Annotated in this window: 23 protein-coding genes; 16 read left to right on the forward strand and 7 right to left on the reverse strand. The window is 57.2% G+C overall.

Annotated features, from left to right (window positions below; genetic code table 11):
• Positions 1-193: 193 nt before the first annotated feature.
• A complete protein-coding gene (locus BWR19_08295; protein ID APX92931.1) occupies positions 194-574 on the forward strand; it encodes an H-NS histone in 381 nt (126 codons plus the stop codon).
• Between the two features lie 81 nt (positions 575-655).
• On the opposite strand, the gene BWR19_08300 is transcribed toward BWR19_08295, so the two are convergent.
• From BWR19_08300 to BWR19_08315, 4 genes are all read right to left on the reverse strand, one after another.
• Complete coding sequence (locus tag BWR19_08300) at positions 656-2101, reverse strand: aldehyde dehydrogenase (protein APX92932.1); 1446 nt, start codon at positions 2099-2101, stop codon at positions 656-658.
• Between the two features lie 74 nt (positions 2102-2175).
• Complete coding sequence (locus BWR19_08305) at positions 2176-3777, reverse strand: hypothetical protein (GenBank protein APX94953.1); 1602 nt, start codon at positions 3775-3777, stop codon at positions 2176-2178.
• Positions 3778-3802: 25 nt separating this feature from the next.
• Positions 3803-5182: a hypothetical protein gene (locus BWR19_08310; protein ID APX92933.1), complete on the reverse strand. Its 1380-nt coding sequence runs from the start codon at positions 5180-5182 to the stop codon at positions 3803-3805.
• Between the two features lie 59 nt (positions 5183-5241).
• Positions 5242-6192 carry an agmatinase gene (locus tag BWR19_08315; GenBank protein APX92934.1) on the reverse strand — a complete coding sequence of 317 codons (951 nt, stop codon included), beginning with the start codon at positions 6190-6192 and terminating at the stop codon, positions 5242-5244.
• 241 nt (positions 6193-6433) lie between these two features.
• Between BWR19_08315 and BWR19_08320 the strand changes: the two genes are divergently transcribed.
• From BWR19_08320 to BWR19_08345, 6 genes are all read left to right on the forward strand, one after another.
• The gene (locus BWR19_08320) at positions 6434-7864 is read left to right on the forward strand and encodes a histidine kinase (protein ID APX92935.1); all 1431 of its coding nucleotides are present in this window, start codon (positions 6434-6436) and stop codon (positions 7862-7864) included.
• Between the two features lie 11 nt (positions 7865-7875).
• Positions 7876-8163: a hypothetical protein gene (locus tag BWR19_08325; protein ID APX92936.1), complete on the forward strand. Its 288-nt coding sequence runs from the start codon at positions 7876-7878 to the stop codon at positions 8161-8163.
• A gap of 102 nt (positions 8164-8265) precedes the next feature.
• Positions 8266-8760 carry a hypothetical protein gene (locus BWR19_08330; GenBank protein ID APX92937.1) on the forward strand — a complete coding sequence of 165 codons (495 nt, stop codon included), beginning with the start codon at positions 8266-8268 and terminating at the stop codon, positions 8758-8760.
• Between the two features lie 165 nt (positions 8761-8925).
• Positions 8926-10341: an MBL fold hydrolase gene (locus BWR19_08335; protein APX92938.1), complete on the forward strand. Its 1416-nt coding sequence runs from the start codon at positions 8926-8928 to the stop codon at positions 10339-10341.
• Between the two features lie 38 nt (positions 10342-10379).
• Complete coding sequence (locus tag BWR19_08340; GenBank protein APX94954.1) at positions 10380-10787, forward strand: hypothetical protein; 408 nt, start codon at positions 10380-10382, stop codon at positions 10785-10787.
• Between the two features lie 17 nt (positions 10788-10804).
• Positions 10805-11227, forward strand: coding sequence for a hypothetical protein (locus BWR19_08345; protein APX92939.1), 423 nt, complete (start codon positions 10805-10807; stop codon positions 11225-11227).
• 31 nt (positions 11228-11258) lie between these two features.
• Here BWR19_08345 and BWR19_08350 read toward each other — a convergent pair whose 3' ends face one another.
• From BWR19_08350 to BWR19_08360, 3 genes are all read right to left on the reverse strand, one after another.
• Positions 11259-11843 carry a hypothetical protein gene (locus BWR19_08350; GenBank protein APX92940.1) on the reverse strand — a complete coding sequence of 195 codons (585 nt, stop codon included), beginning with the start codon at positions 11841-11843 and terminating at the stop codon, positions 11259-11261.
• A 34-nt stretch (positions 11844-11877) separates the two neighbouring features.
• Entirely contained in the window at positions 11878-12903 is a 1026-nt protein-coding gene (locus BWR19_08355) for a hemolysin (protein APX92941.1), read from the reverse strand.
• An 81-nt stretch (positions 12904-12984) separates the two neighbouring features.
• Positions 12985-13467, reverse strand: coding sequence for a phosphatidylglycerophosphatase A (locus tag BWR19_08360; protein ID APX92942.1), 483 nt, complete (start codon positions 13465-13467; stop codon positions 12985-12987).
• 645 nt (positions 13468-14112) lie between these two features.
• Here BWR19_08360 and BWR19_08365 point away from each other — a divergent pair.
• The 9 genes from BWR19_08365 to BWR19_08405 all read left to right on the forward strand — a co-directional run bounded on the left by BWR19_08365 (position 14113) and on the right by BWR19_08405 (position 24844).
• Complete coding sequence (locus BWR19_08365) at positions 14113-15438, forward strand: UDP-glucose 6-dehydrogenase (protein ID APX92943.1); 1326 nt, start codon at positions 14113-14115, stop codon at positions 15436-15438.
• A gap of 300 nt (positions 15439-15738) precedes the next feature.
• Entirely contained in the window at positions 15739-16038 is a 300-nt protein-coding gene (locus BWR19_08370; protein ID APX92944.1) for a DNA polymerase III subunit beta, read from the forward strand.
• The gene (locus BWR19_08375; protein APX92945.1) at positions 16035-16508 is read left to right on the forward strand and encodes a hypothetical protein; all 474 of its coding nucleotides are present in this window, start codon (positions 16035-16037) and stop codon (positions 16506-16508) included. Before BWR19_08370 ends, BWR19_08375 begins: the two co-directional genes overlap by 4 nt.
• 44 nt (positions 16509-16552) lie before the next feature.
• A complete protein-coding gene (locus BWR19_08380; GenBank protein APX92946.1) occupies positions 16553-17377 on the forward strand; it encodes a 3'(2'),5'-bisphosphate nucleotidase in 825 nt (274 codons plus the stop codon).
• 41 nt (positions 17378-17418) lie between these two features.
• The gene (locus tag BWR19_08385; protein ID APX92947.1) at positions 17419-18450 is read left to right on the forward strand and encodes a capsular biosynthesis protein CpsI; all 1032 of its coding nucleotides are present in this window, start codon (positions 17419-17421) and stop codon (positions 18448-18450) included.
• Between the two features lie 236 nt (positions 18451-18686).
• Positions 18687-19100: a glycerol-3-phosphate cytidylyltransferase gene (locus BWR19_08390; GenBank protein ID APX92948.1), complete on the forward strand. Its 414-nt coding sequence runs from the start codon at positions 18687-18689 to the stop codon at positions 19098-19100.
• A 623-nt stretch (positions 19101-19723) separates the two neighbouring features.
• Positions 19724-20185, forward strand: coding sequence for a glycerol-3-phosphate cytidylyltransferase (locus tag BWR19_08395; GenBank protein ID APX92949.1), 462 nt, complete (start codon positions 19724-19726; stop codon positions 20183-20185).
• 1493 nt (positions 20186-21678) lie between these two features.
• On the forward strand, positions 21679-22884 hold the full coding sequence (locus BWR19_08400; GenBank protein APX94955.1) for a hypothetical protein: 1206 nt from the start codon (positions 21679-21681) through the stop codon (positions 22882-22884).
• Between the two features lie 1009 nt (positions 22885-23893).
• Complete coding sequence (locus BWR19_08405) at positions 23894-24844, forward strand: hypothetical protein (protein APX94956.1); 951 nt, start codon at positions 23894-23896, stop codon at positions 24842-24844.
• Positions 24845-25137 lie beyond the last annotated feature (293 nt).

Consider the following 25137-nt stretch of genomic DNA (forward strand, 5'->3'; position numbering starts at 1 on the left):
TGTGTTTTTTTGTAGGTTAACAAAGCATCGGGGGTTTAAACAATAAACACTGCTATTACGCGGCTGATTAATTCGTGGACTATTACGTTGAGATGCTGCAACAATGTCGCTACGATATTGAAACTCCACGTCGATTGCGGTGATAATGCATCGGCATCCCGCACACTGGCATCCGTTAAAGAAAGGAATTGCAATGTCTCTGCTTAGCGCCTACATGCAGAAAGAGCAGCTTCTCAAGCAGCTCACCGAAGAACTGCACAACATGGAAAGCGATCAGCGCCTCAAGGCCGAACTCGAATTCAAGGAAAAGCTCGAAGCGCTGATGAAGGAGTTCAACAAGTCGGCCGCTGACGTGATCGACCTGCTGGATCCGAAGCCGGCCAACAAGGCCGCTGCCAAGTCGCCCTCTGCCTCAGCCGGCGGCCGTCGCAAGCGCAAGCTGAAGATCTACAAGAACCCCAACACCGGTGAAGTCGTCGAGACTCGCGGGGGTAATCAGAAGACCCTCAAGGCGTGGAAGGACGAGTTCGGTAACGACACCGTCGAGTCCTGGCTGGTACGCATCGAAGAGTGATGCCGCAGCACCCAGTTTAGACACCTGCAAAAAGGCCGCGCGTAAAGCGCGGCCTTTTTGTGGGGAGGCACCTCACCGGCGTTATTGCGGGCCGATCAGGTGTTTGACTTCGAGATAGGCCGCGAGTCCCCAGGGGCCGAGTTCCCGGCCGATACCGCTACGCTTGAAACCTCCCCAGCCGGTTTGTGGCAGTACCAACTGCTCGCTGTTGTACCAGATACAGCCGGCACGCAGTTGGCGACCCACGCGCTTGGCGCGTGCCGGATCATCGCTGATGACCGTGGCGGCGAGCCCGAAGTCGCTGGCATTGGCGAGTTCGATTGCCTCGGCCTCGCTGGCTGCCGAGCGGCCGCACAGCACCGGCCCGAAGATCTCCTCCTGCCACAGCCGGCTGGTGGTCGGCACGTCGCGATACAGCGTTGGCGCCAGGAAGTAGCCCTGCTCGGGAAGCGTGCGGTGGCGCCCGTCGCGTACCGCTGTGAGACCCTCCTGCTCGGCGATCGCCAGATAGGCCTGGACGGCCTCGCGCTGGCGGGCGCTGGTCAGCGGCCCCATGTCACTGGCTTCGTCGAGCGGGTCGCCGAGCTGCAGCGCGTCGATACGGCTGGCCAGGGCGGCGTAGACCGCGTCGGCCAATGGCTCGGCGACGATCAGCCGTGAGGTGGCCGAGCAGATCTGGCCGGCATTGAAATAGATGCCTGCCATGATCCAGTCCGCGGCCTGCTCGGGGTCGGCATCGTCGAGTACCACCACCGGCGACTTGCCGCCGAGCTCCAGCGATACGCCACGCGAGCCCTCGCTAGCGGCGCGCATCACCGCCTCACCCACCCGATTGCTGCCGGTGAACGAGAGCTTGTCGACGTCGCGGTGGGCGGTGAGCGGCGCGCCGATGCCGTCGCCGTCGCCGTGCAGCAGGTTGAACACGCCGGCGGGCAGCCCGATCTCGCTGGCGATCTCGGCCAGCGCCTGCTCCGGCAGCGGCGTGACCTCGGAGGGCTTGAGCACCGCGGTGCAGCCGGCGGCCAGTGCCGGGGCCAGCTTCCAGGCGCTGGTCACCAGCGGGAAGTTCCACGGCGTGATCAGGCCCACCACGCCGGCCGGGTCGAAGTAGCAGCGCGCCTCGACGCCTTCCATCTCCAGGGCGACGGGCTGGCCCTGGCGGGCATCCAGGGCCCGCGCCTGGCCGGCGTAGTAGCGGTAGCAGGCGATGGCGTCGTCGAGGTCGATACCGGCCTCGGCCAGCACCTTGCCGTTATTGGTGCATGACAGCCGTATCAGCGCCTCGCGGCGCGTGGTCAGGGCGTCGGCGAAGGCATCCAGATAGTCACCGCGCGCGGCGCCGCTCAGCGCCTGCCAGCCGGGCAGGGCGCGCCGCGCGGCGGCCACGGCGTCGTCGACATCGGCCGGGTCGCCGGCGGTCACCTCGGCGATCAGCTGCTCGCGGTAGGGGTCATGCACCGGCAGCCAGCGCGTACCGCGGCTGGCCACCCAGCGGCCGTCGATATAGTGATGATCGAGTCGTTGCACCTGGGAACTCCTATGTGTGTCGTGGCGCCATGCCTAGATTGGCGTTGGCGCCAGCCCTCTTTGTGGGAGCGAATTCATTCGCGATGGGCATGCCATGATGCGGCGCCGATCTCGATCAGGAAGGGGCCGTCCAGCGGGCGCGAGGCCAGCGCCTCGGCGAGGCTCTCCGGGTCGTCGACATGGGTAGCCACGCAGCCGAAGCCACGCGCCAGGGCCAGGAAGTCCGGCGGCAGGATATCCACCCCGAGCCGTGCGACGCCGTGGGCATCCATGTAGCGCCTGATCTCCTCGTAGCCGGCGTTGTGCCACAGCAGGATCACCACCGGCAGGCGCTCCTCCACCGCGGTGGCCAGCTCCGACAAGGTAAACATCACCCCGCCGTCGCCGACCAGCGCCACCACCGGCAGGTCGGGCCGCGCCAGCTGGGCACCGAGTGCTGCCGGCAGGCCGTAGCCGAGGGTGCCGTAGCCGGTCGAGGCGTTGAAGTAGCGCCGCGGCGCCGGCTGCGAGACCAGATGATTGCCGGCGTAGACCGGCGCGGTGGAGTCGCCGACCAGGATCGCTTCGGGCAGCTGCTCGGCCAGGGTGGCGTAGAGCGGCACGAAATCGGCGAAGGCCGGATCGTGGGCCAGGTCTAGCGCGGCCAGGGCGGCTGCGGTGCGCGGCGCACCGTCGCGGGGTGTTGCCACCGGAAAGTGCTCGAGCAGCAGTGCCAGGCTGCGCCCGGCATCGGCCACCAGGCCCAGCGACAGGCGCTGGTTGCGCACCAGCTGCTCGGGGTCGAGGTCGATGCGGATCAGCGTGCCGGCCAGCGCGAAACCGTCGTCGAACACCACGTCGTAGTCGGTCTCGCCGAGCTCGGTGCCCACGGCAAGGATCACGTCGGCGTCGCGGGCCAGCGCGCGGACCGCCGGCAGGGCGGCATTGGCGCCCAGATCGAGGGGGTGGTCACGGCCCAGCAGGCCCTTGGCGTTGATGGTGGTGACCGTCGGCGCATCGAGGCGTTCGACCAGTGTGCGTGCCGCCTCGGGGGCGTCCACGCAGCCGCCGCCGAGCAGCACCAGCGGGCGCTCGGCGCTGCGCAGCCAGCTGGCCGCCTGGGCCAGCCCCTCGGGATCCGGTGCGGGGCGGTAGATCGCCGCTGCCTGCCAGCTGAGCGGCGCCGTGACCGGCACATTGAACAGGTCGATGGGGATCTCGATATGCACCGGCCCCGGGCGCGCGCCGCGGAACACCGCGAAGGCCCGCGCCAGCACCTCGGGCAGCGCCTCGGCATCGAGCAGGGTGTGGCTGAAACGCGCCACGCCGCTGATCATCTGCTGTTGGCTGGGTAGCTCATGCAGCCGGCCCTGGCCGCGGCCCAGGGTGTCGCGGCGGTTGACGCTGGAGATCACCAGCATCGGCACCGAGTCGGCCAGCGCCTGACCCATGGCGGTGGCGATATTGGTCATGCCCGGCCCGGTGATGATCAGGCACACCCCCGGCTTGCCGCTGGCGCGGGCGTAGCCGTCGGCCATGAAGCCGGCGCCCTGTTCGTGGCGCGGAGTGACGTGCTGCACGCCGCTGTCCTCGAGGCCGCGGTAGAGCTCCACGGTATGCACCCCAGGGATGCCGAACAGGGTGTCAACCCCGTAGGCATCGCGCAGCAGGCGTATCAGCAGCTCGGCGCAGGTCATGGTGGTGTCGGTCATCGCGAGTGCCTCAGAAGAAGAAGGTGTGTGCCATGAAGGCGATGATCGGCAGCGTGATCGCGGTGCGCAGCAGGAAGATCACCAGCAGCTCCCACAGCTTGAGAGGAATCTTCGACTTGAGGATCAGCGCACCGATCTCCGACATGTAGATCAACTGGGTCAGCGACAGGCAGGCGATCACGAAGCGGGTCAGCTCGCTCTCGATATTGGTCGCCAGCACCGCCGGCAGGAACATGTCGGCGAAGCCCACCAGGGTCGCCGGTGCGGCGGCCTCGGCCTCGGGAATGCGTAGCAGCTCGAGTATCGGGACCATCGGGTAGGAGAGCCAGGTGAACAGCGGCGTGAACTCGGCGAGGATCAGCGCCACGGTACCGATCGCCATCACCAGCGGCAGTAGCGCCAGGAAGATGTCGGCGACATTGAACAGCGCGTTGCGAGCCAGTTCGCGGGGGCCGGGGGCGGTCTCGGCGCGCTTCACCGCCATGGTCAGGCTGTAGCGGAACACGCCCATGTCCTCGGTGCGCTTCTCCTTTAGCTGGCAGCCCACCGGCTCGTAGTAGGTATCCGGCTTGCGCGACAGCGGCGGCAGGCGCGGCACGATGATGGCGGCGATCAGCCCCGATACCACCACCGTGAAGTAGAACTGCACGAACATGTGATTGAGATCGACGAAGCTGGTGATCAGCAGGCTGAAGGCGATCGACACGATCGAGAAGTTGGTGGCGATCACCGCCGCCTCGCGGCGGTTGTAGAAGCCCTTCTCGTACTGCTGGGTGGTGATCAGTACGCCCACCGTGCCGGAGCCCATCCACGAGGCGGTGGCGTCGATGGCGCTGCGGCCCGGCAGGCGGAAGATCACCCGGAACGGCTTGCGCACCAGGCTGCCGATGAACTCCATGAAGCCGAAGTCGACCAGGAACGGCAGCAGGATGGCGGCGAAGAAGAAGAACGTCAGCAGCACCGGCGCCAGGTCGTTGAGCATCACCCCGCCGGTGAAGGAGGCGGTGACGAACTCGGGGCCGAACTGGAACAGCACCATCAGCGCAAAGGCCGCGCCGAGGATACGCATGCCGAACCACACCGGGCCGACGTCGAACATCTCCTTGAACACGCCCTCCGCGGCGAAGGCCGGCTTGCTGACCTTGACCCAGGTGGTGATGACCACCGACAGGCACAGCACCACGGTGGCGATGGCCGGTAGCGACCCGCCGAGCAGTGTCTGCAGGCCGTCGGCCATCAGGCCCATGCCGATGTTGATGGTGTCGCCGACCTGAAACGGGATCAGGAACAGGCTCACACCGATCAGCGAAGGAATCAGGAATTTCAGCAGGTTGCCACGGTCTAGCGGCGCTCGCGGCACCGTCTCTTGGGTGGTCTCGGAAGAGGGCATGAGGTCATCCTCGTTGTTGTCGTGAACGTTGTCGTCAGTCAGTGGGGGTATCGGCTCGATCAATCCTGGTGTTTTACGCCGGGCAGGACGCACAGCATTTCATACAGCAGCGTGGCGCCCATCAGCGCGGTGTTGCCGCTCGGGTCGTAGGGCGGCGAGACCTCGACCAGGTCGCCGCCGACGATATTGAGGCCGGCAGCACCGCGCACCAGCTCCAGGCCCTGGGAAGAGGTCAGGCCGCCCATCTCGACGGTGCCGGTGCCAGGGGCCACCGAGGGGTCGAGACCGTCGATGTCGAAGGTGATATAGACCGGCGTGTCGCCCATCTGCTCGCGCACCTCGGCCATCAGCGGCGCCAGCGACTTGTACCAGCACTCCTCGGCGGTCACCACGCGGAAGCCCTGGTCGCGGCACCAGTCGAAGTCCTCGGCGGCATAGCCGGTGCCGCGCAGGCCGATCTGCACCACCTTGCCGTGGGCCAGCAGGCCTTCTTCCTGGGCGCGGCGGAACGGCGTGCCGTGGGCGAGGGGCTCGCCAAACATGTGCTCGTTGACGTCGGCATGGGCGTCGATATGGATCAGGCCCACTGGGCCATGCTTGTTGGCCATGGCGCGCAGGATGGGCAGGGTGATCAGGTGGTCGCCGCCCATGGTCAGCGGCTTGCAGTCGTGGCGCAGCACCTCGTCGTAGAAGGCGCTGATGATGTCGACGCTCTTGGGCAGGTGAAAGGTGTTGATCGGCACGTCGCCGATATCCGCCACCTGCAGGCTGTCGAAGGGCGCGGCGCGGGTGGCCATGTTGTAGGGGCGCAGCATGCGCGACTCGTCGCGGATCTGACGCGGCCCGAGGCGCGTACCCGGCCGGTTGGAGGTGGCGATATCCATCGGCACGCCGATAAAGGCCACGTCCAGGCCCGCGGCGCTGTCCTGGGTGGGCAGGCGCATCATCGTCGCCGGGCCGGCGAAGCGCGGCATCTCGTTGCCGCCCAGCGGCTGATTGAAGTCGCTCATGCTGTTCTCCTTATAGAATTATCTCTTTGGCGAACCCATCGCGGCTAAAGCCGCTCCTACTTTTGCCTTGGCGCCAGCGCATCACTCTTACTCCTGCACATTGCGTGCCAAGTTTACGCGACTGTTTTATGGGCAGTTTCCGGCAGGGTGATACGTTTTTACATCATTGCGCCGCCGAATTGATTTAAAAATGCATCAATGATGCGTTAACGTATCGTTTTCGCCCTGCTCGAGACCCGCCATGCGCGACATCGATAGCCAAGTGTTGGCCACCATCGTCGAGACGGCCAGCGACCATTTCTTCATCGTCGACGGCGAGGGCCGGGTGCTGGACGTCAGCCCCGGCGCGGCGGCGGTATACGGCATGAGCCGCGAGGCGCTGTGCCGCACCACGGTGCAGGCGCTGGAAGCCAAGGAGATTCTCAAGCCCTCGGTAAGCCTGGAGGTGATGCGCAGCGGCGAGCCCGCCCAGCTGATGCAGCAGACCGCCACCGGGCGGCGGGTGATCGCCCAGGCGCATCCGGTGTATATCGGCGGCAAGCTCGAGCGGGTGGTCAGTCGCTCGATGGATCTCACCGACCTGCAGCTGCTGCAGGACGAGTACGCGCTGCTCCAGCAGCGCTTCAGCGACCACCTCAAGCGCAGCGGCGGCGGCTCGATCGGTGACGACCTGGAACTCGACAGCCTCGAGGTGCGCAGCGGCGTGATGCGCGAGATCGCCATGCTGCTCAAGCGCGTGGCGCCCACCGATGCCACCGTGCTGCTGCTCGGCGAGTCGGGGGTCGGCAAGACCGCCTTCGCCCGTCAGCTGCACCGCTGGAGCCGGCGTGGCGACGGCCCCTTCATCGACATCAACTGCGCCTCGATCCCCGAGAGCCTGTTCGAGTCCGAGATGTTCGGCTACCAGCCCGGTGCCTTCAGCGGCGCCACCCGCCAGGGGCGTGCCGGGCTGCTCGAGCAGGCAGACGGCGGCACCCTGTTCCTCGACGAGATCGGCGAGCTGCCGCTGGCCATGCAGACCAAGCTGCTCAAGGTGATCCAGGACGGCAGCCTGACGCGGCTGGGCGATACCCGGCCGCGGCGGGTAGACTTCCGGCTGGTGGTGGCCACCAACCAGGACCTCGCCGCACGGGTGGAGGCGGGCGCCTTTCGCCTCGACCTCTACTACCGGGTCAACGTGATTCCGGTCACGCTGCCGCCGCTTCGCGAGCGCCGTGAAGACATCCCGGTGCTGGCCGAGCTGCAGCTGGCGCGACTCAACCAGCGCTATGGTGGCAACAAGCTGCTGCATGCCAGCCTGTGGTCGCAGTTGATGGCCCGCGACTGGCCGGGTAACGTACGTGAGCTCGAGAATACCCTGGAGCGGGCCTGGCTCTCGTCGCCGGGCGACCTGATCGAGGCCGATGCCGGCCAGGAGAGGTTCGCCGCCGGTCGCGAACCCGGTATACTGGTTGGCGACCGCTCACCCGATACGCCTACGCCCGGCGCCATGCCGCTGCCCGAGGGGCAAACCCTCAAGCAGGCGATGGCGCACGTCGAGCGCGATATTCTCGCATCACTGTGCCGCCACTATCCGAGTACCTATGCCATGGCGCGGCGCCTGGGCATCAGTCAGCCCAGCGTGGTGCGCAAGCTCAACAAATACGGTTTGACGATCAACAACGCGAGATAAGTCACTCAAGAATGCGATACGAAAAACGCCAAAAACCCATGGACGAGCGCGAAAAACTGCGCAAATTCCGCGAACTCGACGACGCCTTTGCCGACGCCCTGGCCGCGCTGGATAGTGGCGAAGCGTCCCGCGACATGCCCCGGGTGATGAGCGCCGACGCCCGCCGCGAGGCCGACGAACGCGACCGTCAAGCCGACTTCGAGCGCCGCGTCACCGCGCTGATGCAGGAGTACCGGCAGCCCAGCGAATCGGTCAGCCTGCTGATGCGCACGCTGTTGTCGCTAGGCAAGATCGGCTGATTGCCAGGTCACCCATAGTTACATAACAACACACTGCCCGGTTCCCAACCTGGGGGGTAACGCGTTAGGGTCGCTATATCATTGTATTGAAACGGAGATAATATGACCTTTGCTAAGCGCCTCGCCGCCCCGATGTTTGCCGCCCTGGTGGCAACGCCGGCTATTGCCATCGCCCAGGATATGGGTCAGGAGATGGCTCCGCAGCAGGCGGCCCCCAGCCCCGAGGAGCAGGTGGCTCAACTGGATGAGATGGTGGGCCTCGACCAGGCGCAGCAGGACCAGATCGTCGGCTACCTCACCGAGCTTCAGCAGGGTGTGGGCGAGCGTCAGAGCGAAGTCCAGGCCCTCGAGCAGCAGCTGCTCGACCACTCCGGCCCCGACTACGACGAGAACGCCATTCGCCAGACCGCCAATCAGCTGGGCGACCTGACCGGCGAAATCGCCGCCGACAGCGTCATTCTCCAGTCGCGCATCGAAGCCGCCATGACCCAGGAGCAGCGCGACGCACTCGATGAGGCGGCGCGCCAGCAGGAAGAGCAGATGCGCCAGATGCAGGAGCAGATGCAGCAGCAACAGCAGCAGCAAGCGCCGCAGTAATAGCGGCCATGCCCGTGCCGTGAGCGCTCACGGCAACGCAGACGAGGCGGCTTCCCAGCGGGGAGCCGCCTCGTTGGGTTCTGGACCCTGCGTCGATGGCCTGGTGATGGGCCGGGCCATCGGGTAGGCTGACAAAAAAGATAAGTGTGCAAAGGACGTGGGGACATGGACGACTACCCTCAGATCCGCCATCACGGCGGTGCCGAAGGGGTCACCGGCAGCTGCCATCGGCTGCAACTGGCAAATGATCGCGCGCTGCTGGTCGACTGCGGCCTCTTCCAGGGCCAGGACGCCGACGGCGACAGCGCCTTCGCGCAGCATCAGGTGGCGTTCAGCGTCGACGACGTGCTGGCGCTGCTGGTCACCCACGTGCATATCGACCATATCGGCCGGCTGCCCTACCTGCTGGCGGCGGGCTACCGCGGGCCAATCCTCTGCTCGGTGCCCTCGGCGCGGCTGCTGCCGCTGGTGATCGAAGACGCCCTGCGCATTGGCTTCACCCGCGACGCCCAACTGATCGAGCGCTTTCTGGCCAAGGTGGACGAGCACCTGGTGGCGCTGGAGTACAACACCTGGCACACCCTGCTCGACGATGACCGGCACTGCATCAAGGTCCGCCTGCAGCGCGCCGGGCATATTCTCGGCTCCGCCTACATCGAGGTCGACAGCCTCGAACGTGCCAGCGGCAAGCAGCAGCGCACGCTGTTTTCCGGCGACCTCGGCGCGCCCTACACGCCGCTGCTGCCGGCCCCCAAGCCGCCCTACGGCTGCGACGTGCTGGTGCTCGAGTCGACCTACGGCGACCGGGTGCATGAACAGCGCCGCACGCGGCGAGGGCGCCTCAAGGCCGCCATCGAGAGGGCGCTGGAGAATGGCGGCACGGTGATCATCCCCGCCTTCAGCATCGGCCGCACCCAGGAGCTGCTCTACGAACTGGAGGGGCTGACCCACGCCGCCAAGGATAGCCGCTGGCGCGAGCTCGAGATCATCATCGATTCACCGTTGGCGGCACGCTTCAATCGTCTCTACCGCGAACTCAAACCCTACTGGGACGCCGAGGCCCATCGCCTGATGGGCAGCGGGCGTCACCCGCTGAGCTTCGACAACCTCACCAGCGTGGAGGGCCACGACGCCCATGAGCGCACGGTAGCCTATCTCGCCCGCAGCGGCCGGCCCGCGGTGGTGATCGCCGCCAGCGGCATGGCCAGCGGCGGGCGGGTGGTCGAGTATCTTCGCCAGATGCTCGGCGACCCGCGCCACGCCGTGCTGTTCGTCGGCTACCAGGCCCCCGGCACCCTGGGCAACGACATCCGTCGCTACGGCCCCGGCGGCGGCTGGGTCGAGATCGACGGCCAGCGCATCGATATTCGCGCCCACGTCGAGAGTATCAGTGGCTACTCGGCCCACGCCGACCAGCACGACCTGCTCAACTTCATCCGCCGCATGCGCAAGCCGCCCCGCGAAATCCGCCTGGTACACGGCGACGCCGCCGCCAAGGCGGCACTCAAGGCCGAAATCGACGCCTGGGCGCAGCAGGCAGGGCACCGCGTCGAGGTAATCGCCAACCCCATGATAAGATGAATTGAGTGGCAGACATGGCAGAGAAGGAGAGTGGCGCGATGCGCGAGCAAGATTCCGTCCTTGCCAAGATCGTCGAACTCGCTTGCGCCGATGCCCAACTCGACGTGGTGTGGTTGTACGGGTCGCGGGCCAAGGGCACGCATGCTGAATCCAGCGATTACGACCTGGCGGTGGCATTTCGCGACGTTGTCGAATCGCCGCTCGAGCGCCGCTTGCGACCGGAAACACTGGCACAGCAATGGGCAGATTCGCTAGGGTTGCCCGACGATATGCTCTCCATCGTCGATATCAACCAAGCGCCGTTGCCGCTGGCCATGGCGGTGATTCGAACCGGGCGCGCTATCTGGGTACATAGTCCACTGCGCCTCGCCAGGGAAGAGAACCGGATCACCTCGATGTGGGAACTCGACTATCTCTATCATCAGCGCCACTACGGCGTGTCGTGACATTGCGGAAGGCTGCCATGGAACCCGAGTACGTTGCTTCGAGGCGTGAGCACTTGGCGCGATTACGAGAAGAGCTTCAGCAGCTGCATGATCTCCTGGTGGCCGATCGAGTGCTTCCACCGCTGGTGTATCGTGCCGCCGAGCGCAACCTTCAGCTGCTCACGGAAGCCTGTATCGGTATTGCCAAGCAAACACTCAAAGCCCAGGGTGTCGTCGCACCAAGTGACGCCAGGCAGGCTTTTGCCAAGCTGCGGAGCATGGGGCTGGACGCCACCGAGGCCGAATGGCCCAAGATCATCGGCTTGCGCAATGCGCTGGTTCACGATTACCTCAACCTCGATGAGCGCATCGTTCTCGATATCATCCGTGAACAGCGCTACCGGCTGCTGCTCGACTTTGCCGAACAGCGACTCGCTGACCCACACCCTCAACGAGACTAACGTATCTCCCACATTACCTTGGCGCCGCCCCTTACTCCTTACGCTGGGCGAGGCTCATCAGGTAGAGCGCGGCGGCAAGTGCCAATACCGAGAGCGCCAGGTAGATGGCATCCAGTGGGGTCTGGAAGCGGATATCCACCACGGCGCGGAAGAACTCGATGATCACCGCCAGGATCACCACCCGGGCGATCTTGTCCTTGAGCTGGTCGAACGACTGCACGTTGAACGGGTGATGGGGCGTATGATCCTCGGCCTGTTCGATGGGTGACACGAACAGCCGATAGACGCCGAGCCCGAAGATCAGCAGCACGATGGCGATCAGGTAGATATCGATGGCCATGATGATGCTGGGCACCACGCTATCGTGAATGTCCTCCACGCCGCCAAACAGGTAATACGCCACGGTGTCGATCAACACCTTGATGATGTCGATGGTGCCGATGGTGAACAGCACGACCGCGCCGAGCAGGCTGGGTACCACCGCCATCATCACCAGGAAGCGTGAATTCCACAGGTAGCGCTCCAGGCGCTGCTCGGTGCGGCTCTGAGCAGTGGGCGCTGGGGCGGCCGGCGGCGTTGGCCGCGAGTCGTCGTGTGAACCAGGGTCGTTGTGCATAGTGGCGGTTTCTCGAGACGGTGGCGCGCCAGGCTCAGCGCGGCGATGCATTGTGTTTCAGGCGCTTTAACCAGCGCTGTTTGGCGTACTGACGCAGATTGTGCACGTCATCGGTTTCATCGACGATGTCCTGGCCGAGTATGGTTTCGATGATGTCTTCCAGCGTGATCAACCCTACCCAGGTGCCGTTCTCGTCGTGCACCACGCGCAGGTGGTGGTGATCGCGCAGCATATCGGAAAACACCTGCTCGATGCTGGTGGTGTCGGCAATGCTTATGATGGGCCGCTTGATCTCGCCCATGGTCTGCGTATCTGCGGCATGGTAGGTATCGGTACGATGCACATAGCCGAAGGCGTGTTCGCTCTGGTCCATGACCGGGAGTCGGGTATAGGGCGCCTTGCCATACTGCGCATCAAACTCCACCACCGTCATCTCCGGCGATACCGTTTCGCATACCGTACGCGGCGTCATGGCATCCTTCACCGCCATCTCATGCAAGTTGAGAATATTGATGATGGTGCGTGACTCGTCCTGGTCAAGCACGCGCTCCTCGAGGCCGATGTTGGACAGCGCCTTGATCTCGGCGCGCAGGTCGACGTCGTGCTCGGATTTTCCCAGCCGCCGGGTGATCCTTTCCGACAGCCAGATGAACGGCATCAGTAGCACGATCATGATGCGCAGCAGCGGGGGCAGGAAGGGTGCCAGCTGGCGCCAATAGGTCGCACCCAAGGTCTTGGGGATGATCTCCGAGAGCACCAGGATCAGCAGCGTCATCACCGCCGAGGCCACGGCAATGTAGGTCTCGCCGAAGATCACCGCCACCTGGGCGCCAACGCCGGTGGCACCGGCGGTATGCGCGATGGTGTTGAGGGTCAGGATGGCGGCCAGCGGCCGGTCGATATTGGCCTTGAGCGCCGCCAGTGCGGCGTGAGCGGCAGGGCGCTCCTCCTTGAGCCGAGCAATGTAGCTTGGCGTGAGCGAAAGCAGTGCGGCTTCGAGGACGGAACACAAGAACGATACGGCAAGTGACGCAACGATGATCGTCGCCAGGAGAATCATGGAGGCTCGCGGTGAGGAGTGTCAGCGCTATATACGCAATGGCCGAGACGCTGTCAACGACGGCGCGCTGAGGTGCTGACCTTACTGCTGAGTGCGCTTCAACTGCTGCCGGCGAAGCTGCAACAAACCCGCCATCACCAGCCAGGTGCAGAGTGCTGCCAGCGCATCGTCGGCCACGATCCCCAGGCCGCCGGGCCAGCCTTCCACCAGGTGTATCGGTGGTGGTTTGAGAATATCGAAGAGGCGGAATAACAGGAACGCAGAGGCCATCACCCAGGGGTTACGCGCGGCCTGCAGGCCGAGCACCGCAAGTGGGAACAGCAGGTACTCATCGGCAACGATCTGCGCCGGGTCACCGCCGCCAACCGCCAGCGCCGCATAGTGGCAAAGCGGGATGGCTACTGCGACAAGCAGGGCAGCAAGGGTTGCCTGAATCGCCAGCGGATAGCGCAGCAGCCACCAGGCCAGTGGCAGCCCCAGCAGGCTGCCAAACGTCCCCGGTGCGAGTGGCAGAGTCCCCAGGCCAAAACCGGTTCCCACCGCGATGAGTATGCCTTCCAGCACGCGCTTGCCTCCCGGGGCATCGTTCAAGAGCGCAATAGCGTAGCACTGGCGGTGTGTTTAACCCCATCGAGACTGACGTCTCTCCTACCTTTACCTTGGCGCTGTCCCCCCAGTGAAGGAGCGACGTCAGCCGCGATGCGGCGCGCAGCGCTGCCTTTCTGGTACTGCTGGCTGATGATGCTGGTACGCCTCGGCAGGCTGTGTGTTTAACAAAACACCCATCCATCCGCGAACGTATAATGCTTTTAAAATCGCCACTTTGCCTGCTTGCGGCCAGCCTGTATCCTTGCCCGCACAACTAAAATTAGGGGCGCAACAAAACACTACCCCGGGTGGCTAGAGCCTGCCCCGCGCTCCCCATAAAATAGACGCAAACCGCATCGCATCGCCGCTGGCGAGGTGTATGCTGGTTTTACATTGCGTAAAGATCGGACTGGCAGCAGGGATAGCAAGGCGCACCATCGGCGGGGTCTTGCCTGTTCAACTTACTATGGGGAGCGCTCGCTTCCTTCCTCTGCGCATTGCCTTGCCAGCCACGGTCGTCATCAGGGCCCGGGAATGCGTCCGTTCACAATCCCCGGGCGGTAGCGTGCCCGCGCGCAGCAGCGGCATCCTCATGGACTCAGTCAACTCTCAAGGAACGTAATGAACGTCACGGTTTTCGGCACCGGCTACGTCGGGCTGGTACAGGGCGCCATTCTGGCAGATGTAGGCCACGATGTGGTGTGTGTGGATATCGATGCCGAAAAGGTCGCGCGGCTCGAGCAGGGCATCATCCCCATCTATGAGCCTGGCCTGGAGCCGCTGGTGAAAGACAACGTCGATGCCGGTCGGCTCAGCTTCACCACCGATGCCGCGGCCGGCGTCAAGCACGGCCAGGTGCAGTTCATCGCCGTGGGCACGCCGCCCGACGAAGACGGCAGCGCCGACCTGCAGTACGTGCTCAAGGTCGCCGAGACCATCGCCACCCACATGACCCGCGACCAGATCATCATCGACAAGTCCACCGTGCCGGTGGGCACCGCCGACAAGGTCCATGCCAAGGTGGCCGAGGTGCTGGCAGCGAATGGCAAGCGCGAGCTCGGCTTCGATGTGGTCTCCAATCCGGAGTTCCTCAAAGAGGGCAGTGCGGTGGCCGACTGCCAGAAGCCCGATCGCATCATCATCGGCACCCAGAACGCCGAGACCATCGAGGTGATGCGCGAGCTCTACGCGCCGTTCAACCGCAACCACGACCGCCTGATCGTGATGGACGTACGCAGCGCCGAGCTGACCAAGTACGCCGCCAACTGCATGCTGGCCACCAAGATCAGCTTCATGAACGAGATCGCCAACCTCGCCGAACGCCTGGGCGCTGACATCGAAGCGGTGCGCCAGGGCATTGGCTCCGACCCGCGCATCGGCTACCACTTCATCTACCCCGGCGTGGGCTACGGCGGCTCGTGCTTCCCCAAGGACGTGCAGGCGCTGATCCGCACCGCCGACGGCATCGACTTCGACGCCAAGGTGCTCAAGGCAGTGGAAGCCCGCAACATGGAGCAGAAGACCACCCTGTTCCACAAGATCCACAAGCACTACGCCGGCGACCTGGCCGGCAAGACCTTTGCCGTGTGGGGGCTCGCCTTCAAGCCCAACACCGACGACATGCGCGAGGCCCCCAGCCGCGTGCTGATGGAAGCACTGTGGCAGGCCGGCGCCAAGGTCCAGGCCTATGACCCCGAAGCCATGGAAGAAGCCCAGCGCGTCTACGGCAGCCGCGACGACCTGGCCCTGTGCGGCACCAAGGAAGCCGCCCTCAAGGGCGCCGACGCCCTGGTCATCGTCACCGAGTGGCAGAGCTTCCGAGCCCCGGACTTTGAGCTGATCAAGCAGCAGCTGGGCCAGCCCACCGTGTTCGACGGCCGCAACATGTTCGAGCCCGCGCGCATGCAGCGCAAAGGCTTCACCTACTACTCCGTTGGACGGCAGTAGGGCGCCACACCCAATGTGGGAGCGAATTCATTCGCGATTGCAGTGCGCAGCGCTGCCACTACGTAAGGCCACGCCAAGGTAGCCAACATCGCCTTATGCGCCTCACAGATGCCCAGCGCCAAACCATTCGGCAGATCGTTACCGAAGAGCTAGGCCCCAGCGCCAGTGTGCGGCTGTTCGGCTCGCGGCTGGACGACAACGCCCGCGGTGGTGACATTGACCTGCACGTTGAGCTTAGCGAGCAAGCAGTAAACAGGCTGGCCTGAGAGCAGGGTGTACGGTTATCACAGGAGGCATGCCATGAGGCTAAGTGAAAAAGAAATCCAAGTGATCAAATCTGCATCGAAAGACGTTTTCGGTACGGGCGTTGAAGTTTCACTTTTTGGATCTCGTACTGATGATGCTGCTAGGGGCGGCGATATAGATTTACTGGTGAAAGTAGACACATTTGTTGAGCATCCAGCCTGGGATGTTGCAAGGCTTCAAGCTAAAATCATCAAACAGCTCGGAGACAGAAAAATAGACGTTCTCCTCGATGCACCCAATACGCCTAAAGCTGCAATTCATCACATTGCCAAAACACAGGGAATTACTCTGTGAAATCATCTGCTCAGCGAGAGCGCCTGACATTCCTTCTCCGAGTTGTAGAGAGAGAAATCAAGCACCTGGACTATGCTTCAGGTCAGGTTTTCGATGGTTATTTTAATTACGAAGCAGTGGTAAGGCTAGATGCAACCCCTGAGCTGGCAATGCGCGTGGAAGCCTTCACCAGTCGTTTTTGCCGGTTGCAAGACACATTGGGCGATAAGCTGTTGCCGGCCTTGCTCAAGGCCCTTGGGGAGCCCGATAGAGCTCTACTCATCAACTTGGAAAAAGCTGAGAAATACGGTTGGCTTGATTCGTCAGAGAACTGGATAGCGCTCAGGCAATTGCGGAATCAGATGATTCATGAATACATTGAAGATCCTAAAGTACTCTTTGATGCACTAACTGCTGCTCATGATAATATGAGCGCTCTGAAAAAATTCGCTAAGAGCCTTGAAGCTCAGGCGGAAAAGCTTCAGGCGTAAAAGGCTTCACCTACTTTTCCGTCGGCCGTCAGTAAGGAATTATTTTGCCTAACTTCATCACCAACCCGCTCCGCGCCCGCCTGATCGAGGGCGTCCACGCCGCCGGGCGCGAGGTGCTGGCGATCTACCAGCGCGGCTTCACGGTCGAGACCAAAGACGATGACAGCCCGCTGACCGAGGCCGACATGGCCTCGCACCACGCCCTGGTCGCGCTGCTCGAGGACCTCACCCCCGAGGTGCCGGTGCTCTCCGAGGAGTCCACTGAGGTGCCCTACGCCACGCGCCAGGCCTGGCAGCGCTACTGGCTAATCGACCCGCTCGACGGCACCAAGGAGTTCGTCAACAAGAACGGCGAGTTCACCCTCAACGTGGCGCTGATCGAAGACGGCGTGCCGGTTTTTGGCATCGTTTATGCGCCGGTGCTACAAACCACCTGGGTAGGTCAGGTCGGCGGTGAAGTGTTCAAGATCGCCCAGGGCATCTACGCCAATATCCAGGTTCGTGAGCTGCCCGACCCCGAGGCCGAGCCCTGGAAGGTGGTGGGCAGCCGCCGCCACGGCGCCGACGCGTTCGAGGCCTTCCGTGCCGCCTTGCCCGCCCACGAGTGCGTCTCCATCGGCAGCTCGCTCAAGCTCTGCCTGGTCGCCGAAGGCCGCGCCGACCTCTACCCCCGGCTCGCGCCCACCAGCGAATGGGACACCGCCGCCGCCCAGGCCGTGGTCACCGCCGCCGGCGGCGAGGTACTCAACGCCGAGACCCTCGAACCGCTGCGCTGTAACCAGCAGGAGAGCGTGCTCAACCCGTTCTTCATCGTCTGCGGCCAGCGCGACGAGCGCTGGGAAAGCGCGCTTCGCACATCGCTCGTGTAGGAGCGACTTCAGTCGCGATAATGTTCTATGGACCCGCGTAAATGAAAGTACTGGTCACCGGCAACGCCGGCTTCATTGGCTTCCATGTCGCCAAGCGCCTGCTCGAGCGCGGCGACGAGGTGGTCGGCTTCGACAACGTCAACGACTACTACGACGTCTCGCTCAAGGAGGCCCGCCTGGCGCTGCTCGACGAGACTGCCGCGCGCACCGGCAGCCGCTACACCTTCTACCGTGAAGACCTCGCCAACCGTCAGGCGGTCGAGGCCTGCTTTGCCGACCACCGCTTCGACAGGGTGATCCACCTGGCCGCCCAGGCCGGCGTGCGCTACTCGCTGGAGAACCCCCACAGCTACGTGCAGAGCAACCTGGTGGGTTTCACGCATATCATCGAAGGCTGCCGCCACGCTCAAGTGCCACACCTCACCTACGCCAGCACCAGCAGCGTCTACGGCGCCAATACCACGATGCCGTTCTCCGAGCAGCACGGCGTGGACCACCCGCTGCAGTTCTACGCCGCCACCAAGAAGGCCAACGAGCTGATGGCGCACAGCTACAGCCACCTGTACCAGCTGCCTACCACCGGCCTGCGCTTCTTCACCGTCTACGGCCCCTGGGGCCGGCCGGACATGGCGCTGTTCAAGTTCACCCAGAAGATCCTGGCCGGCGAGCCGATCCCGGTGTTCAACCACGGCAACCACAGCCGCGACTTCACCTACATCGACGACATCGTCGAAGGTGTGATCCGCGCCAGCGACGACATCGCCACGCCGGACCCAAGCTGGCGCAGTGACGCCCCAAGCCCCGCCACCAGCAATGCGCCGTACCGGCTCTTCAACATCGGCAATAACAGCCCGATCAAGCTCAGCGCTTACATCGAAGCGCTGGAAGCCGCGCTTGATAAGCCGGCGATCAAGGACCTGCTGCCGCTCCAGCCCGGCGACGTACCCGATACCTACGCCGACTCGAGTGCTCTGCAGCAAGCGGTGGGCTACGCCCCCAGCACACCGGTGGATGAGGGGGTGGGGGAGTTTGTGAGGTGGTATCGAGAGTTATATTCAGGATCGTCTGTCTGAGTAGAGACGGTACTCGGTGTTGGCGTTGAATCAACAAGGCGACGTCCACCCCCTAAGCAAACTGGCTCACCAACCCCAGTTGTTACATAATTTACGAGTCTATCAAGCAATATTGGAGCGGCAGCATGACTTTTTCTAGGCGGCAATGGCCTACCTTTACCATTCAGAGCTATTTTGCCACTAGATGATGTCATTCGTATGACATGCACTGCTTCAAATTAATTAAAGGAATTGTAATGAAAGTTATTGGGTATACAACGGGTGTATACGATCTTTTTCATATTGGCCATTTGAATGTGCTCAAGCGAGCAAAGCTTGAATGTGACTACCTGATTGTAGGTGTAACGACCGATGAATTGTCGGAATCCAGAAAAGGTAAGCGCCCGATTATTCCGTTTACTGAAAGGATGGAAATCGTAGAGCATATCAAGTTCGTTGATGAAGTCGTGCCTCAAACCAATATGGATAAATTTGAGGCATGGAATAATCTGAAGTTTGATAAAATGTTCGTCGGTGATGACTGGAAAGGCTCAGATAAATGGAATGAGCTTGAACGGCAGTTTGGCGAAATAGGTGTTGAAATCTGTTACTTTCCATATACTGCTCATACGTCAAGCACTAAGCTACGAGAAGTCCTGGAGAAATTATGAGTTCGGAAATATTGCTAGAAGAATTCCGTGATACATTTCGTCTGGATGAACTCACCATCATTCAGGGTGAACACTGGATATTGTCGGTTCGTCCTGAGCAGATTACCTTGGGTTCAATGGTCCTTAGTTCTAGCCTAGGAAAGACCACTCTCAGTCAGCTTACCGCAGAAGAAGGTGCAGAAATGGCTGTCCTTTTAGGTGAAGCCGAAAATCTTGCAAAAGACAAATTCGGCTCTATGCGCATCAATGTACTTTGTTTGATGATGAAAGACCCTATTGTCCATTTTCACATTTTTCCACGTTATGATAAAGAAGTTGAAGTTAGAGGGGTGCACTGGCGTGACGAGGATTACCCGGCACCTCCTTCAATGAGGAAGGTTGAGACTAGTAAAGATATACTTGAGTATTTGGCAAATACTCTTCAGGGCAAAATATAAAGTGATGTTAATATCGGCTGTACACTAGTTTTATAATAATAATTTAACATGACTAATATGTATATGCTGCACTAAATAGTTGCGGCCGCCCTAGGCAAAAAAGAGCGTCAGCTATAAGTTTTTCCGTTCCTTGACCCATCTGCTACCACTTATCAAAAGTCACTACTTTACATTATATATTTGATTATGAAAAAAACCATTATTACATATGGAACATTTGATATGTTTCATGTTGGCCATTTAAACCTTCTCAAAAAAATCCATTCAATTGCAGAAAATGTGATTGTTGGTGTCTCCACTGATGAGTTTAATCTGGAGAAAGGAAAAAGGGTGATGATTCCTTTTGAAAACAGAGTTAGTATTGTTCAGTCAATAAAGTATGTAGATCGCGTTATCCCTGAATGTTCTTGGGATCAAAAGCATGAGGATATTAGAAAGTTCAATGTGGACGTTTTTGCTATTGGAGATGATTGGAAAGGCAAGTTTGATCATCTCGCAGATCTTTGTGAAGTTATATATTTACCAAGGACTGAAAATGTGTCTACAACAGAGATAAAAAAATCCTTAAGAAATTTTTTATCAATTTCTCAAGAAGATTTACGTCAAGCTTTTGAGGTGCTAGAAATCCTTAAGAACGACCTAGAGTAACGGTGAGATTCATATGAATTTAATTCCAGAAAAGCTTTATAAGAAATGGATTTCAATGAGCAAAGGCTATGGGGTCAAAAAAAGAATAGAAAGAATAAGTTGTCTAGACACTGCCAACCTTGTTAAAACTTTATTAGAAAATAAAAAGTATAAAGATTCAGCTCTTATTTATGACATGTGCCAAGGTCACACCGGGCAGGTGAGAAAAAACAAGGAGGTATGGAAGATATTAAGTAGGAATTCAAAACTTTTAGCAGACATTTTAAGCGATGTTGAAAATAAATATTATGACCCTATCTTTTTCATCAGTTTTGATAAAAAAAGAATGCAGGGAGATGATTGTATATCTAAAGGGTGCAGCTTTGAAATAAAGAAGCAATGGAACGGACTCAGGCTGACGTTTTCGATTTCTGATCCCAAAGTGAAAACTATTTATTTAATGCTTGATGATGTTTTATTGAAAAAAATAAATGTTGCCATAGAAGGCGAGAACAGGCCTGATTGGAAGTTTTCTTATATAATAAAAAGAGATTCCTTAAAACATTTTAATGAAAGGTCGAGCCTGGTAGTCGTGTCAAATAATAATGATGTTTTATCATACCATGGTGCAAAGGAAGTTGAAATAAACATCCCGACAGGAAAAGGGAATATTAGTGAGATCCTTTCATCTAGAGGGGAATTGTCTAAAAAAGGTAATATACAGCCTAGCAGTGAAGAAATTAGAGTTTTTCAAGAGGAATATCTGAGTCTATATGATGAATTAAACAAAGTATTTGAGACTTCTGTTGGTAAACCTCTCTTTTTGATGTATGGCACCCTTTTAGGACTTTATAGAAATGGGGACTACATAGATGGAGATGATGATTTTGATGTTGGTTACGTTTCTGATCAAAACGATCCAATAAATGTTAAGATTGAGACAACAAAAATCATGTCTATTTTAGTAAAAAATGGCTTTGATGTGCTTCTAACTAGACGAGGGCGCCCTTTTAGGATCAGTAAAGGTAATGCTAAAATTCACTTGGACGTAAGACCCTTATGGGAGCAGGGTGGTAATGTTTGGGCGCATATCCGTGCTAAACTTAATATGAATATACAGGAGTTCCGTGAGGTAGAGGAAAGGGATTTCAGAGGGCGAAAGGTGTACATTCCAACAGGCACTGAAAGCTTTCTAGAAAGCTACTATGGTAAAAATTGGAGAATACCTGATCCTGGTTTCTCTAATGGAAGCACCTTCATTTCTGATCATATAATAGAAAATCTCCTGTTATGCACGTATAGTTTAGAAGAGCAAGATGACATAAGAAAATCTTTTGAGAATATGTATGATAAAAGTCGAGGTGAATTTGTTTCAACGTCTCTGTATCCACTTTATCCATTGGATAGGTACAATATTAAATGTGGATTTTAAGTTTTTTATAAATTGAGGTCCTGTTATGTTTTCTTTTTTCAAAAAGCATTTGAAAAGTATAGCTAGAAGATTTTTTACCTCTATATTCGGTGATATTGGCGGCGAAAAGTCAGATAATTTGAATATATTAAAGTATAAACCGCTAATGGATATTAACCCAGTAGAGGAAAAATTGATAGTTTTTGAGGCTTTTAAAGGGTGGCGCTACGGTTGTAATCCCAAAGCAATATATGAAGAAATGCTATCTGACTCGAGGTTCAAAGACTATACTTTCGTATGGGCGTTTAAAAACCCTGCATTATTTATACCTGACGAAATTGAAGCCTTGAGATCTGCTACTATAGTAAAGAGGTATTCAGTAGACCATTTGGATTATTTGAGCCGAGCGAAATATTGGATAAGGAATTGTAGAATTGATCCAAATATATCTAAAAAGGCTGATCAAATTTACATGCAAACTTGGCATGGTGCTCCGCTAAAACGCTTGGGGCTTGATGTTGATTTGAATGGTAAAAATACCAACCTCAATTTCTATAAGTCTAAGATTCTTTTAGATGCTAAAAAATCGTCTATAATACTATCTTCTTCTCGATACTGTACAGAAAAGCTATCCAGCGCATTTGGTCTTGATGTTTTAGAGAAAGAAAATAGTATTTTTGAAACAGGCTATCCTAGGAATGACATCCTCGTCAACCACACCGATGAAGATATAAGAAAAGTAAAGAGATTTTATTCAATTCCCAGTGGAAAGAAAATTATACTGTATGCTCCTACTTGGCGGGATGATAAAGATAAGGAAAATGGAATTAGAGAATTTGACTTGGCGATAGATTTTGCTAGCTTATATTCTCAATTGGGCAATGATTATGTAGTAATTTATCGGCCGCATTATTTCATTAAAAACTCTTTTGATTTTTCTTCATATAAGAACTTCGTATTTGATGGGAATCTTGTCAATGATATTAATTTATTATATATAATAAGCGATATCCTTGTTACCGATTATTCGTCAGTATTTTTTGATTATGGGATTTTGCAAAGAAAAATTATTTTCTTTATGTATGATTATGATTTATATGCCAATGATCTCAGGGGATTGTATCTGGATCTGAGTGAACTTCCAGGGGAAGTAGTTTACAATCAAGAGGATTTAATTAAATCTATCTCTAAATCTGAATTAGACAAGGAGAGATTGAGAATATTTAAAAACAAGTACTGTACTTATGAAGACGGTCACTCATCCAAGAGGGCTATAGAGACCCTTTTAAGTCAAGAAAATAAATCCTGATGATGAGTTGTAGTAATGCACGCTGGTCCGCTGCAAACCCTACGTGCTGATACTGGGCGATTTTGGGGCTCTATAATAGCTATAAGGCAGCTTTAGCTGTACTAAGCTGTACTAAGTTGTAGTGAAGTGACCCATGGCAAGGCAAGCAACGTTCATGAAGAATGCCCGTACCCATTAAACCTAAGCCTACACAAGCCTTAAGGTCGAAGCCATTCACGGCGAGGGGGCCGCGTCGGAAGCCATGCGGCACCAGGTATTTGAGTATTATATTGAATGGGACTACAACTGGCAACTCCGGGACAGTACAATTGAGATGATTAGCCCAGAGGCTCTATGAGGCCCGAATGATCGCTTAGATCAGTCCCGCCAATCTGAGTAAGGTCAAACATTATCTGCTACGGTGTAAGTTAGACGGCCCGTTTCTCAGAAGTATATTCAAATGTTTGTGATAGTAAAAGATAGCTAGGTTGGCAGATAGGACTGCAACTGAAAACTCATCAAGAGCATTAAGCTCTGTCTTTTACTCTCTTGGCAGATCAACCAAGAAATAAAATGGAAATTTATGCCTTATTTCTATCAACTATTTAGGAAACTTTTTAGAGTATTTTATAAATTTGGGGGCGTCACTGGGGGAAGGTTGTTAATGGTGGGTGGTTACTATTATTCAAAGGGGCGTTATAAAAAATCTTTAAAATGTTATAAGAAGCTTTTTTCATATTTGGTTGAAGGTAATTATAAATCACTTTATGAGAGTTATCAAAGTTGCCAATTTTTATTAGAGCAGTCTCGTCACTATTCAGATGAAGAACACCCTAATACATTGGATCCATTGTTTAAATGTCGTTCGACGTTAGAGCCCTCTACTTGTCGTACTTCGCGTTTTCCTATAATGAGTGGTGGGGTTTTTGAGCTTGAGTGGACATATTTGGGGCTTAAGATAGAAGGCTGCGTTAGTGGTAAGAAAACCAATAATATCGATATCATATTAAACGACAAAGTAGTGCGGAAAATAAAAATAAAAAAAAGAAAGTTGATTCCTGCTAGATTTACCTACTATTTCAAAAGAGGAGTATTAGATGCCTTTCCCCAACACTCGACCATTGCGCTAAGATCAGGCAATGGTAGGTACCTGCTATGGAAGGGCTGTTATAGAGCAAGCGTTTTTGTGCCACATGGCAATGATCAGCTTTTCAATTTGTTGGATCAGGGGGCCAGCTTGAACAAGAAAGGTTATTTGGCACCCACCTCTGATGAAATAGCTGATCGGCAGCAGCGTTATTTGAAAATTTACGATAGTGCGAAAAATACGTTTGATACGTTGTTTGGTAATCCGCTTTTTCTAATGTATGGCACATTACTTGGACATTGCCGCGAAGGAGATTTTATTCCCGGCGACGATGATTTTGATGTGGGTTATGCCTCTGCACTAGGCGACCCTATATCGGTAAAAGAAGAAACAAAAAAAATTGTCATAGAGCTGGTATTAGCAGGCTATATTTGTAGCTTTAACAGGAGCGGTAGGCTTTTTCGGTTGAGCTTGCCCGGGGAGCCCGCGGGCGTGCACTTGGACGTGCGGCCGGTATGGTACGAGGATCAAGCAATATGGGCGCATAAGCAGGCTAAGCTCCCGCTATCCTTGGATGATTTTCTGCCGGTCATAGAAGGGAGTCTTCGGGGGTATAATGTCTACACACCGGCCTACACTGAGCGCTTCCTAAGGGCGTATTATGGTGACGGGTGGAAAGTACCTGACCCTAGTTTTTCGAATGCTTCTCAAAAAGTGCCTAAGTATGTAATAAAGCATTTGGATAAAACATGCATTACGCCAGCTGAATATCGGGAAATGTGTGATGAAATTGAGAGGCGACGTCCAAACCATCCACAAGCAGCGAAATTGATTTCAATAGGGTTACACAGCCTATACCCTCTTTCAGAATATAAGCGTGAGTGTGGATGGTGAGCGTAAAAAAAATTGTAAAGGAAAGGGTTCTTGCATATTGGTGGAAGTGCAAAAAGTTTGTACTCGATAAGCGATATGAGACTCTCAGGCAGGCGCTTATATCGCAAAGGAAAGGTGGTCGGAAAACAATTCGAGCTTTATTTCTTGTTAGAGAAAATCAGAAGTGGGGTGCTCAAACACTTTACGATGCAATGGCTCTAGATGAATGCTTTGAGCCCATGATCGCTGTGAGTGTAATGAATGCTGAGGATAGCGATATCCAAAAAGGGACCAGAGTCTCGTTTTGGGATAAT

Source organism: Halomonas sp. 1513, from assembly GCA_001971685.1.
Classification (GTDB): domain Bacteria; phylum Pseudomonadota; class Gammaproteobacteria; order Pseudomonadales; family Halomonadaceae; genus Franzmannia.